The organism is Streptomyces sp. NPDC040432, assembly GCF_055595445.1.
The window spans coordinates 466,250-479,268 of record NZ_JBVIVP010000003.1 but is presented as its reverse complement, the minus strand read 5'-3'; the positions used below and the strand labels follow the sequence as shown (position 1 = coordinate 479,268).

Here is a 13,019-nt window from a genome sequence, read left to right as displayed (position 1 = left end):
GTCGCGTGCGGCACACGGTAGCTTTGACGGGATAAGCGGAATGGAACGAAGGGATCGAGGTGCACGTGCCTGACGTCTCCGTGGTCGTCATCGTCTACAACGACGCAGAGCGTCTGCAGACAGCCGTCCAGTCGGTTTTGGACCAGACCCTGCGCGGGGTCGAAGTCGTGATCGTCGACGACTGCAGCAAGGACGGGTCCTATTCGGTCGCGAAGGAGCTGGAAGCGGCGCATCCGGGACGGGTGCGCGCCTTCCGGCTGCCCGAGAACAGCGGCGGGTGCGGCGCGCCCCGCAATCACGGCATCCAGCAGGCCACGGGCACGTACGTCATGTTCCTGGACAGTGACGACGTACTGGAGCGCAACGCCTGCCGGAACATGCTGGCCGCCGCCGAGCGCACCGGGTCCGACCTGGTGTCGGGCATGTGCGTGCGCGTGCACCTCGACAACCGGTGGAACAAGACCACCGAGTGGTACCCGTGGATCTACGCGCACACCCGCACGCTGGAGTCGATCACCGAGTACCCGGACCTGCTGGTCTACGACACCCTGTCGACGAACAAGTGCTACCGGCGCGAGTTCCTGCTGGAGCAGGGCCTGGAGTTCCCGGTCGGCATCCACTACGAGGACCTGCTGTTCTCCGCGCAGGCCTACGTGGCCGCCCGACGGATCACCCTGATCCCGAACCACGTCTACTACTGGAACGTCGTCGAGAAGGCCGCGGCGAAGTCGATCAGCAACCGGCGCCACGAGATCGCGAACTTCGTCCACCGGATGGAGATCCACCGCCGCGTCGACGAGTTGCTCGCCGCCAAGGGCCACACCGCGATCAAGTCGGCGAAGGACGCCAAGTTCCTCAAGCACGACCTGGTGCTGCACCTGCGCGACCTGCCGCTCCTCGGTGACGACTACCGGCAGCAGTTCGCCCGGCTGGCGAACGGATACCTCGCGGACCTCGACCCCGCCGCGTACGACAACGTCAGCCACCTCCAGGCCATCTGTGCCTACCTGCTCGGCAAGGAGGACTGGGACAACCTCCTCGCCGCGGCCGACGCGATGACCAACAAGGGGCGCCTGTCCTCCCCGCTCGCGGAGCGCGACGGCCGCGTCTACTGGTGCGACGGCCACCTCGACGACGCCGAGGGCCGCCGGATACTGGACGTCACCGAGCAGGGCTTCCACACCGCCCCGCTCTCCTCCCTGTGCCCGGGCAACCGGCTGACCTCCTACGAGGACGACGGGCGCGGCACCGTCACCCTGGCCGGTTCCATCGTGAACCCGCTGGGCCGCATCAGGCCCGGAACCGAGCTGAAGGCCTCCCTCGAATTCCGGGCCCGGCGGCAGATCGGGGTCCGCTCGTTCAGCTTCCCGGTGGCAACCGTGCGTCACGCCGGTGACTCGATCGAGTGGTCCACCACGGCCGACGTCGGCAGCACCGTCCGCCCGCTCGGCATCATCGACGCCGTCTGGGACGTCCGGGTGAAGCTGACGGCGGGCGCCGACCGGGTGACGACCCGCGTCTCCGTCGGTGCCGTCGACCTCGACTCGGCCTCCCGGCTCCGGGTCCGCCCGCGTCTGACCAGGCTCGTCTCCGACCGCTTCGAGCCGGAGATGACCAAGAAGGGCAACCTCTCCTACGTCCTGACCGCCGAGGGTGCCGCGGCCGTCCGCACCCAGACCCTGATCAACAGCGCGATGCACGGCAGGGCCGCCGGAGTGGTCAAGCGCGGCCTGCGCCGCGCGCTGCGGGCCCGCCGCAACATCGGCTCGGGCGAGCAGAAGGTGAAGGTCTACCACGAGGTCTTCTCGAAGTTGCCCCTCAAGAAGGGCACGATCGTCTTCGAGAGCCACATGGGCAAGCAGTACAGCGACAGCCCCAAGGCCATCTACGAGGAGCTCGTCCGCCAGGGCGCGCCCTTCGAGGCGATCTGGTCGTACGCGGGCGGCAAGCCCACCGGCTTCCCCAAGGAGGCCACCTTGGTGCGGCGCTGGAGCTGGCCGTACCTGCGGGCGCTGGCGCAGGCCGAGTACTGGGTCGACAACCAGGGCTTCCCGCTGGCCCTGACCAAGCGCCCGGGGACCACGTACATCCAGACCTGGCACGGGTCCGCCCTCAAGCGGATGGGCTTCCACGAGCCCCGCACCAAGGCGCAGGGGAAGGCCGGGCAGGACCGCTTCCAGGCGGCCGTCGACCGCTTCGACCACTTCCTGGTCCGATCCGAGCACGACGTCCGCACCCTCGCCAAGGGCTTCCGGCTCCGCGACGAGGTGCTGCTGCGCACCGGCTACCCGCGCAACGACGCCCTGGTCGAGGCGCACCGCGCCGAGGCGGACAGCGGGGAGCGGCTGCGCGGACCGCTCGCCGCGGAACTGGGCATCGACCCCGAGAAGAAGGTGCTGCTGTACGCGCCGACGTTCCGGGCGAACGCGGACGGCACCGTGGAGAACTTCGAGTTCCCCTTCGACGTGGAGGAGTTCGCCGACCGGCTCGGCGACCGCTTCACCCTGCTGGTGCGCACGCACTACCTCAACAGCGTGTCGCTGCCGCCGTCGGTCGCGGGCCGCGTCCTCGACGTGTCCCGGCACCACGACATCACCCCGCTGTTGGCCCTCGCCGACGGGCTGATCACCGACTACTCGTCCGTGATGTTCGACTACGCGGTGCTGGACCGGCCGATGCTGTTCTTCGCGTACGACTACGACGCCTACGCGACGGACATCCGCGGCACCTACTTCGACCTGAAGGAGAAGGCGCCGGGCCCGGTCGTGTCCACGGCCGACGAGCTGATGCAGGCGGTCGCGGCCTTCGACGAGGCGGACGCCAAGTACGCCGAGGCCCGTCAGCGTTTCCTCACCGAGTTCGGCGAGTACGACCGGGGCGACGCGGCCCGCCGGATCGTCGAGAAGTTCTTCACCAGGAGCGGCAAGTGAGCCAGCAGCCCCACGAGTCCACTGCGCCGGGCGGCCGCGACGTCTTCCTCGTCTCCAACAGTGTGGACGAGCTCGGCGGGGTGACCACCTGGTCGCACCAGATGGCCCGGCTGTTGACCGACCGCGGCCACCGGGTGCACGTCGTCGGCATCGCACCCGTCGCCGACGAGATCCGTCAGACGCTGCCCGCCGACCTGCCGTACGCGACGACGACGCTCTACGACACGCATCCGCCGAAGGCGCGCCGGCTGCACGGCCTCAAGGGCCGGCTCAATGCCCCCGAACGCCGCCGGCAGGCGGCCCGGCGGGCCGGGATGCGGGACCGGGCGGAGACCCTGAGCGGTCTCTTCCGGGCGGCCCGGCCCGGCGGCGTGGTCATCGTCACGCAGGTCTGGGCGATGGAGTGGGTGGCCCTCGCCGACACCAAGGGGCTGTCGGTCATCGGGATGAGCCACGAGTCGTTCGAGGCCAGCCACAAGTCCACGCGGGGCGATCGGGTCCGGCGGCACTACTCCCAGGTCGACCGGCTGCTGGTGCTGACCCCGGAGGACGCCGACCTGTGGATCCGGGCCGGCATGGAGAACGTCGACAGCATGCCGAACCCGCTGCCGTTCATGCCCGATTCCCCCGCCCCGCGCACCTCGAAGGTCGTCGCGAGCGTCGGCAGGCTCGCCTTCGAGAAGGGCATGGACCTGCTCCTCGACGCGTGGGCGGACGCCTCCCCGCACCACCCGGACTGGGTCCTGCGGATCCACGGCGCCGGCGTCGAGGAGGAGGCCCTGCGGGCGCACTGCACCTCGCTCGGGCTCGACGACTCCGTGGAGTGGATGGGCAGCACCGACGACGTGTTGGGCGCCCTGCGCGGGGCGTCGGTCTTCGCTCAGGCCTCCCGTGCCGAGGGCTTCCCCATCACCCTGTTGGAGGCGATGGCGGCGGGCCTTCCGGTGACCGCCTTCGACTGCGCGCCGGGCGTGCGGGAGATCGTGGAGCACGGCGAGGACGGGCTGCTGGCCCGCCTCGGCAACACCATGGAACTCGCCGGGCACCTGGACGCCCTGATGTCGGACGCGGCCCTGCGCGACCGGCTCGGTGACGCCGGCTTCCGCAACGTGCGGCGCTTCGCCGGCGACGAGATCACCGACCGCTGGGAAGCACTGTTCGCGTTCCTGGACCGCTGAACCCCGACCACCGACGAAGCCGCCCGCCCCGGACGTTCCCGGGGCGGGCGGCTTCGTCGGTGTGACGGGTCAGACCGCGTGGACGTCCTTGTGGGGGTCCCGGCGGGTGCCCACCTTGTTGGCCTCCCAGCCGGCCCACGCCGAGGTGATCATCTCCCGGACGTCGTGCCGGGCCTTCCAGCCGAGCTCGGCGGCGATCCGCTCGGCCGAGGCCACGACCTTCGCCGGGTCACCGGGACGGCGCGGGGTGACGACCGGCGCGTGGGTGTGGCCGGTGCCTTCGTTCAGCAGCTCGACCATCTCCTTGACGGAGACGCCCTCGCCCCGGCCGATGTTGACGGTGAGGTCCTTGTGGTCCCCCGCCGCACCCCATTCGGCGAGCCGGCGCGCGGCCACCACGTGGGCTTCGGCGAGGTCCTCGACGTGGATGTAGTCGCGGATGCAGGTGCCGTCCGGGGTCGGGTAGTCGTCGCCGAAGATGCGCGCGCCCTCACCGGCGTCGTAGCGCTCGAAGACCATCGGGACCAGGTTGAAGACACCGGTGTCCGCGAGCTCGGGGGTGGCCGCGCCCGCCACGTTGAAGTAGCGCAGGCAGGCGGTGGAGATGCCGTGCGCCTTGCCGGCGGCGCGGACCAGCCACTCGCCGGCCAGCTTCGTCTCGCCGTACGGGCTCAGCGGCAGGCAGGGGGTCTCCTCGGTGACCAGGTCCACGTCGGGCATCCCGTACACGGAGGCCGAGGAGGAGAACAGGAAGTTGCGGATGCCCGCGGCGGCCACGGCCTGGAGCAGCACCGTGAGGCCCTGCACGTTCTCGTGGTAGTAGTACATCGGCTTCTCGACGGACTCGCCGACCTGCTTCTTGCCCGCCAGGTGCACGACGCCCGTGATCCGGTGGCGCCGGATCGTGTCGTCGAGCAGCAGCCGGTCCAGGACCGATCCGACCACCAGCGGGACGCCCTCCGGAACCCGGTCCTCGTTGCCCGTGGAGAGGTCGTCGAGGACGACGACCTCCTCCCCGGCGAGCAGCATCGCGCGAACGACGTGCGCGCCGATGTAGCCGGCGCCACCGGTGATCAGAAATGTCATGCGTGTCTCCCGAGCTCTAGCGCGACCGGCGCGTGCGGGCGCGGTCGAGGCGGTTGCGTACGAAGGTCAGGGCGCCCCCGGCGCCGGGGGCCAGGCGCAGGGCCAGTGCTCCCGCCGCCGTCCGGTAGGGCTGCGCCAGCAGAACACCGTACCGGCTGCTGGGCAGTGCGCGGCGACGGAGCAGACCGCCCAGGGGGCGCAGGGAGGTGATCAGGGAGCTCCCGTCGCCGCAGTGCACGCCTACCCGGACGTCCCAGGCCTGCATGCCGCGCAGGCCGCGGCTGCGGCCGAGGGCGGCCAGCGCGGCAGGGCGCAACGGCACATCGGCGGTCCAGCCGTCGCCGTCGGCGGCGGGGCGCAGTGCCACGGGGCGGGCGGGTACGGGTTCCGTTCCGGTCCGGGGGTGGAAGGTCAGCGCGACGGTCTCCGGCCGGGCCTGCGCGAGGCGGCCGTACAGGTCGCGGACGCGGAGCCGGACGGCGCCGCCCCCGGCGGGTTCGGCGTCGACGGTGACGGGCAGTTCCGCGACGGGCAGCGCGGCGAGGCCGTCGAGGGCGACGGGAAGTTCCTCGCTCCACACCGGCAGCCCGGCCGGGTCCGTGGCGTACGGCGGCTGGAGCCGGGCCGGCTCGGCGGCGAGCCGGGTCAGCCGCTCCACGTCGGCGGGCGGGGCCGGGGCGGCCAGCAGGACGCGCGCCGTCCACCGGGCGCGGGCGGGAGCGGCCTCGATGTCGGCGTCGGAGAAGCCCTCCAGGTAGGCCCGGGTGAGATCCCACCAGGCGGCCCGGTGGTCGGGGTCCTGGCCGAGCTCGCGCAGGTACATCCGAAGGTCGTAGTCGAGGAACTTGACCCGGCAGGCGCGGCCGAGCTCCGGGGAGGCCTCGGCGAGGGTGGTGGCGGCGGCGCGGTGGGCCCCGACGCGGGACCGCCAGTTGCCGACGTCGGCGCGGTCGAGGGAGATCGACTTGCGGGCGGCGCTGCGGCGCACGTGCCAGACGTAGACGAGATCACCGATGACGGCGATGCGGGGGGCGGCGGCGAGGACGCGCGCGGTGAACAGGAAGTCCTCGTAGACGAAGCGGCCGTCGGGGAACCGGATGCCGTGCTCGTCGAGGAAGGCGCGTTCGTACAGCTTGTTGACGCAGAGGGTGTCGCGGACCAGTTCGGGCCGGTCGGTGGGCCGTTCGATGACCTCGCCCGGTGTGTGCAGGCCGGGCATCCACGGCACGTCGCGGCCCTCGGGCAGTTCGCGGCGCACGCAGGAGCCGACGGTGACGGGGGTTCGGTGTTCCACGGCGGCCGCGAGCAGCGCGGCCGCGGCGCCGGGGGGCAGGACGTCGTCGCTGTCCAGGAACAGGACGTACGGGGAGGTCGCGGCGGCGATCCCGTCGTTGCGGGGGGTGCCGCAGCCGCCGCTGTTGTCCGTGCGGTGGACGACCTTCAGCCGGGGGTGGGCGGCGGCCAGCTCGTCCAGTACCCGGCCGGTCCCGTCCGAGGAGGCGTCGTCGACCGCGATGACCTCGGCGACCACCGGGCCCTGGGCGAGGGCCGAGGAAACGGCCTCGCCCACGAGCCCGGCGTCGTTGTAAGCGATCACCACCACGGAGACGGCGGGGGCCGCGGCGGCGTCAGTGCCGGAATTGCTGCTGTTCACCCGGAGGATCCTAGGCGAACGGTGTAAAGCCGGCTTCAAGCCCCCGCGACCACGGGATCAGAACGGGCGGAACTCGTCGTACTCCTGCTGGGAGGAGTCGCCGCGCTTGGCTTCCTTGTCCTTGCGGCGCGTGCTGGCCGGGCGCGGTGCGTCCAGGCGGTGGTCCTCGCCGCGGCGGCCCAGCATCTCGGCGCCGGCCATCATGGTCGGCTCCCAGTCGAAGACGACGGAGTTCTCGTCGGAGCCGATGGCCACGCCGTCGCCGGCACGGGCACCGGCCTTCTTCAGGGCGTCCTCGACACCGAGGCGGTTGAGCCGGTCGGCGAGGTAGCCGACGGCCTCGTCGTTGTTGAAGTCGGTCTGGCGGACCCAGCGTTCGGGCTTCTCGCCACGCACCTGGTAGACGTCCTCGACCTCGTCGTAGGTGACGGTGAAACCGGAGTCGTCGACGGCCTTCGGACGGATGACGATGCGGGTCGCCTCCTCCTTCGGCTTGCGGGCGCGGGCCTTGGCGACGACCTCGGCGAGGAAGTAGGACAGCTCCTTCAGGCCGGTGCGGGCGACCGCGGAGACCTCGAAGACCTTGTAGCCGCGGGCCTCCAGGTCGGGGCGGACCATGTCGGCGAGGTCCTGGCCGTCGGGGATGTCGACCTTGTTGAGGACGACGAGGCGGGGCCGCTTCTCCAGGCCGCCGCCGTAGATCCGCAGCTCCTCCTCGATGACGTCGAGGTCGGCGAGCGGGTCGCGGTCCGACTCCAGGGTGGCGGTGTCGAGGACGTGCACCAGCACCGAGCAGCGCTCGACGTGGCGCAGGAACTCCAGGCCGAGGCCCTTGCCCTGGCTGGCGCCCGGGATGAGGCCCGGGACGTCGGCGATGGTGTAGACGGTCGAACCGGCGGTGACGACGCCCAGGTTCGGGACCAGGGTGGTGAAGGGGTAGTCCGCGATCTTCGGCTTGGCGGCGGAGAGCACCGAGATCAGCGAGGACTTGCCCGCGCTCGGGAAACCGACCAGCGCGACGTCGGCGACGGTCTTGAGCTCCAGGATGATGTCGCCGGTGGTACCGGGGACGCCCAGGAGCGCGAAGCCGGGCGCCTTGCGGCGGGCCGAGGAGAGCGCGGCGTTGCCGAGGCCGCCGCGGCCGCCCTCACCCGCGACGTAGGTGGTGCCCTGGCCGACGAGGTCGGCGAGGACGTTGCCCTCCTTGTCGAGGACGACGGTGCCGTCCGGGACGGGCAGGATCAGGTCCTGGCCGTCCTTGCCGGAGCGGTTGTCGCCGGCACCGGGCTGACCGTTGGTCGCCTTGCGGTGCGGGCTGTGGTGGTAGTCCAGCAGGGTGGTGATCGCCTGCTCCACCACCAGGATGACGTCGCCGCCACGGCCGCCGTTGCCGCCGTCGGGGCCGCCGAGCGGCTTGAACTTCTCCCGGTGAACGGAGGCGCAGCCGTGGCCCCCGTTACCCGCGGCGACGTGCAGCTCGACGCGGTCCACGAAGGTGGTCATGGTTGTTCCTCCAGATACATGCGGGAATGTCCCGGGTAGGCCTTGCTACCCATTAAACGTGTCGATATGACAACGCGCCGAGGGCGGACCTCTCTTCCCGGCATGCGCCGGGAAGAGTTGAGATCCGCCCTCGGGGAGTTCAGTACGCCGTGATCAGCAGGAGCTGGATCAGGCGGCCGGAACGATGTTGACGACCTTGCGACCGCGGTGGGTGCCGAACTCGACGGCACCGGGGAGCAGCGCGAACAGCGTGTCGTCGCCGCCACGGCCCACACCCGAACCCGGGTGGAAGTGGGTGCCGCGCTGGCGGACGAGGATCTCACCAGCGGAAACGACCTGACCGCCGAAGCGCTTCACGCCGAGCCGCTGAGCATTGGAATCGCGCCCGTTCCGGGTGGACGATGCGCCCTTCTTGTGTGCCATGTCTCAGTCCCTCTTACTTCGCAGCCGTGGGGATACCGGTGACCTTGATCGCCGTGTACTGCTGGCGGTGACCCTGGCGACGGCGGTAGCCGGTCTTGTTCTTGTAGCGCAGGATGTCGATCTTGGCGCCCTTGTGGTGGTCCACGATCTCGGCCTGAACCTTGATCCCGGCCAGCACCCACGGGTCGCTGGTCACGGCGTCGCCGTCGACAACGAGCAGGGTCGAGAGCTCGACCGTGTCGCCAACCTTGGCAGTGGAAATCTTGTCAACCTCAACGATGTCGCCGACAGCAACCTTGTGCTGGCGACCACCGCTGCGCACGATGGCGTACACGCGGATCTCTCTCTCACTCGGGACGGATGCTCCTGAAGCCAGCCACTCACGCGGGCCGGGGCCCACGGTGATCCGGATTGGACGAGCGGCCTCTCCCGTGATCCGTCCGCTCGCGCGGACGACGTGGGGAGGAAGGTGCTCAGGAGCGCGACGCACGTTGAACGGTAATCGTCCAAGACACGCCGACGGTCTAGGTTACGGGGCCGGTTCCGGAGGGTCAAACCGGGCCCCGCAAGGCCGTGGGCCCCGCCTTCCGGCGGGGCCCACGGTCATGGAGCGGATCAGGCTTCGTCGGTCGGAGCCGAGACGGACGGGAGCGTCTGCTCCGCCGCCGCGGTCTTCTTCGAAGCCCGCTTCGCCACGGTCTTCTTGGCCGTCGTCTTCTTCGCGACGGTCTTCTTCGCGGCCGCCGCCTTCTTGGCCGGGGCCTTCTTCGCAGCCGTGGTCGTCGCCTTCTTGGCCGGCGCCTTACGGGCCTTCTTCACCGGGGCCGGCTCGGCCTCGGCGGCCTCGGCAGCCGGGGCGTCGGCCTCGGTCACCGGCTCGGCGACGTCGGCAGCGGCGCTCTCGACCACCACGACGGCCGCCTCCGCCGCACCCGCGGGTGCGGTGGCCTTGCGGACGGCGCGGCGCCGCGGACGGGCCGGAGCGGCCTCCACGAGGGCCGGGGCGACCGGCTCGGGCTCGACGGCGGCCGGGGCCTCGACGACCGGCTCGGCCTCCGCCACGACCGGGGCGACGGGCTCCGGCTCGACGGCGGCCGGGGCTTCCGGCGCGGCGGGTGCCGCCGGTGCGACGGCCTCGCCGGCCGGGGCGCCCGCAGGAGCGGTCGCCTTGCGGGTGGCGCGGCGACGGGTCCGGCCCTTGGGCGCGGCCTCCTCGACGGCGACCTCCGGGGCCTCGGTGACCGTCTCCGCGGCCTCGACGGCCTCGGGGGCGGGCTCCAGGACCGTGTCGGCGGGCTCCACGACCGGCTCGTCCTCGACCACGGGGGTCACCGGGGCCGCGGCGGCGGGACGCACCGCACCGCGCGGGGCACCCGCGGGAGCGGTCGCCTTGCGGGTGGCCCGGCGACGGTTGCGACGGCCGCTGACGCCGCCGGCTGCGGCTTCCGCCTCGGCGGCGCTGCCGTACAGCTCCTCGTCGGCGACGAACTCCGGCTCCGGCAGCGCCCGCGGCGCGGCGACCTCGGCGGCCACCTCGGCCTCGGTCTCGATCTCGATCTCCGAGTCGGCCTCGTACCCGTCCGTGCCGGTGGTCTCCACCGTCTCGGTGTCGTGGTCGTGGTCGTGCTCCGGACCACGGCCGCCACGGCGCTTGGAACGCTTGCCGTTGCCACCGCCGCCCACCGCGGTCGGGGTCTCCATGTGGACGATGACACCGCGACCGTTGCAGTGGACGCAGGTCTCGGAGAAGGACTCCAGCAGACCCTGGCCCACCCGCTTGCGGGTCATCTGCACCAGGCCCAGCGAGGTGACCTCGGCCACCTGGTGCTTGGTGCGGTCGCGGCCCAGGCACTCCAGCATGCGCCGCAGGACCAGGTCGCGGTTGGACTCCAGGACCATGTCGATGAAGTCGATGACGACGATGCCGCCCAGGTCGCGCAGCCGCAGCTGACGCACGATCTCCTCGGCCGCCTCCAGGTTGTTCCTGGTGACGGTCTCCTCAAGGTTGCCGCCCTGACCGGTGAACTTGCCGGTGTTGACGTCGATGACGATCATCGCCTCGGTCTTGTCGATTACGAGGGAACCGCCCGAGGGCAGCCACACCTTGCGGTCGAGCGCCTTGGCGAGCTGCTCGTCGATCCGGTACGTCGCGAAGACGTCGACCTCGGAGGTCCAGCGCGACAGCCGGTCGGCGAGGTCCGGGGCCACGTGGTTCACGTAGCCGTGGATGGTCTCCCAGGCGCTGTCACCGCTGACGATGACCTTCGAGAAGTCCTCGTTGAAGATGTCGCGGACGACGCGGACGGTCATGTCCGGCTCGCCGTACAGGAGGCTCGGCGAAGAGGTCGAGATCTGCTTCGACTTCTTCTGGATGTCCTCCCACTGGGCCTGCAGGCGCTCGACGTCGCGACGCAGCTCGTCCTCGCTCGCACCCTCGGCGGCGGTGCGCACGATGACGCCCGCGTCCTCGGGGACGATCTTCTTGAGGATGGTCTTCAGGCGTGCGCGCTCGGTGTCGGGCAGCTTCCGGCTGATGCCGGTCATCGAGCCCTCGGGCACGTAGACCAGGTAGCGGCCGGGCAGCGAGACCTGGCTGGTCAGGCGGGCGCCCTTGTGGCCGATCGGGTCCTTGGTGACCTGCACGAGGACCGACTGGCCGGACTTGAGGGCGGACTCGATGCGGCGCGGCCCGTTGGCCATGCCGAGCGCCTCGAAGTTGACCTCACCGGCGTACAGGACGGCGTTGCGCCCCTTGCCGATGTCGATGAAGGCGGCCTCCATGGACGGCAGCACGTTCTGGACCTTGCCCAGGTAGACGTTGCCGACGTAGGAGGTGGCCTCCTCCTTGTTGACGTAGTGCTCGACGAGGACGTTGTCCTCCAGCACGCCGATCTGGGTGCGCTCGCCGGACTGACGGACGACCATCACGCGCTCGACGGCCTCGCGGCGGGCCAGGAACTCGGCCTCGGTGATGATCGGGACGCGACGGCGGCCCTGCTCGCGGCCTTCGCGGCGGCGCTGCTTCTTGGCCTCCAGGCGGGTCGAGCCCTTGATGGACTGGACCTCGTCGGAGGACGTGGACTCGCTGCGCTCGCGCGCCGGGCGCGGCTCGCGGACCTTGACGACGGTGCGAACGCCGTCGTCCTCGGCGACCTCGGTGTCGGCGCCGGAGTCACCGCTGCGACGGCGACGGCGACGACGGCGACGGCTGGACGAGGAACCGAGCTCGGCGTCGTCCGCGTCGTCGGCGTCCTCCTCCTCGGCGTCCTCGGCGGCGCCGGTCTCCTCCTCGGCGGACTCGTCGAGGTCGGCGGCCTCACCGCGACGGCGGCGACGGCCACCGCGGCGACGACGACGCGAGGGGCGCTCGCCCGACTCGTCGGCCTCGTCCTCGTCGAGCTCGGCGGCCTCGACCTCGGCGTCCTGCTCCTCGTCGAGGAGCTCGACGTCGGCCAGCGACACGGGTGCACCGAGCGCGGGCGCGGGGGCGGCGGGTGCGGCGACGGGTTCGGCGGGGGCGCCACGGCGGCGGCGACGACGACCGGTCGGCTGCTCGACGGGGGCCGGGGCCTGCGCCTCGACCTCGGTCTCGTCCTCTTCCTCCTCGGCCTCCTCCGCCCGGGACGCGGCGGCGGCTGCCGCAGCGGCCATGGCGGCGGTCTCCGGGGTCTGGAACATCGGCTCGGCGAAGACCGGGGCCTGGAAGACGGCCACGGCGGGACGCGCGGCGCGGCGGGCGGCACGGTTCGGGGCCGGGGCGGTGGCCTCGGGCTCGACGGCGGCCACGGGCTGCGCCGGAGCGGCCGCCGAGGTGGAACGGGTGGCGCGGCGACGGCCGCCGCGCTTCGGGGAGTCGACGGCGTCGGCGACGGTGACGGCGCGGGCGGCGGCCTTCGGGGCCTCCTGCACGGCGGCCGGCGTCTCGACGGCGATCTCGGCGGCGGGCGCCTCGGCGGCTGCCGGGGCGGCCACGGCGCGGGTGGCGCGGCGACGGGCACGCGGCGCGGAGGCCGGAGCGGCCGGCGCCTCCTCCTCGGCCACCGGGGCGACCGGGGCGGGGGCGGCCCCCACGACGGGCTCGGCGGCGGGCGCCTCGGGGGCGGTCACCGCACGGGTGGCCCGACGACGGGCACGCGGCGCGGCAACCGGAGCCGCGACCGGCTCCTCGACCACGGGAGCAGCCGCGGGAGCGGCCTCCACCACGGCCTCGGCAGCCGCCTCGACGGCGGCCGGAGCGGCCACGGC

The 13,019-nt window shown here is 72.0% G+C and carries 8 protein-coding genes; 2 read left to right on the top strand and 6 right to left on the bottom strand.

The genetic code is table 11. From position 1 onward, the window contains the following. The first annotated feature begins 59 nt into the window (after positions 1-59). The gene (locus ACZ58N_RS09250; protein WP_471157269.1) at positions 60-2,930 is read left to right on the top strand and encodes a bifunctional glycosyltransferase/CDP-glycerol:glycerophosphate glycerophosphotransferase; all 2,871 of its coding nucleotides are present in this window, start codon (positions 60-62) and stop codon (positions 2,928-2,930) included. Then, positions 2,927-4,108: a glycosyltransferase gene (locus tag ACZ58N_RS09245; RefSeq protein WP_471157267.1), complete on the top strand. Its 1,182-nt coding sequence runs from the start codon at positions 2,927-2,929 to the stop codon at positions 4,106-4,108. The genes ACZ58N_RS09250 and ACZ58N_RS09245 overlap by 4 nt, the downstream gene beginning before the upstream one ends. Before the next feature lie 69 nt (positions 4,109-4,177). On the opposite strand, the gene galE is transcribed toward ACZ58N_RS09245, so the two are convergent. The 6 genes from galE to ACZ58N_RS09215 form a co-directional block, all read right to left on the bottom strand. Further along, on the bottom strand, positions 4,178-5,194 hold the full coding sequence (galE, locus tag ACZ58N_RS09240; RefSeq protein ID WP_471157265.1) for a UDP-glucose 4-epimerase GalE: 1,017 nt from the start codon (positions 5,192-5,194) through the stop codon (positions 4,178-4,180). A gap of 16 nt (positions 5,195-5,210) precedes the next feature. Beyond that, a complete protein-coding gene (locus ACZ58N_RS09235; protein ID WP_471157263.1) occupies positions 5,211-6,848 on the bottom strand; it encodes a glycosyltransferase family 2 protein in 1,638 nt (545 codons plus the stop codon). 57 nt (positions 6,849-6,905) lie between these two features. Beyond that, positions 6,906-8,351, bottom strand: coding sequence for a GTPase ObgE (obgE, locus tag ACZ58N_RS09230; protein WP_471157261.1), 1,446 nt, complete (start codon positions 8,349-8,351; stop codon positions 6,906-6,908). Between the two features lie 168 nt (positions 8,352-8,519). Then, positions 8,520-8,774 (bottom strand): 50S ribosomal protein L27, encoded by a 255-nt coding sequence (gene rpmA / locus ACZ58N_RS09225; protein WP_362876795.1) that lies wholly within the window; start codon positions 8,772-8,774, stop codon positions 8,520-8,522. A gap of 13 nt (positions 8,775-8,787) precedes the next feature. After that, a complete protein-coding gene (rplU, locus tag ACZ58N_RS09220; RefSeq protein ID WP_030159347.1) occupies positions 8,788-9,108 on the bottom strand; it encodes a 50S ribosomal protein L21 in 321 nt (106 codons plus the stop codon). A 281-nt stretch (positions 9,109-9,389) separates the two neighbouring features. Beyond that, positions 9,390-13,019 (bottom strand): Rne/Rng family ribonuclease (locus ACZ58N_RS09215; protein ID WP_471157258.1); only part of this gene is annotated, 3,630 nt, incomplete at its 5' end.

Excerpts from the sequence above, each read along its gene's own strand:
- galE (WP_471157265.1), bottom strand. The coding sequence starts at position 5,194 with ATGACATTTCTGATCACCGGTGGCGCCGGCTACATCGGCGCGCACGTC.
- rpmA (WP_362876795.1), bottom strand. The coding sequence starts at position 8,774 with ATGGCACACAAGAAGGGCGCATCGTCCACCCGGAACGGGCGCGATTCC.
- obgE (WP_471157261.1), bottom strand. The coding sequence starts at position 8,351 with ATGACCACCTTCGTGGACCGCGTCGAGCTGCACGTCGCCGCGGGTAAC.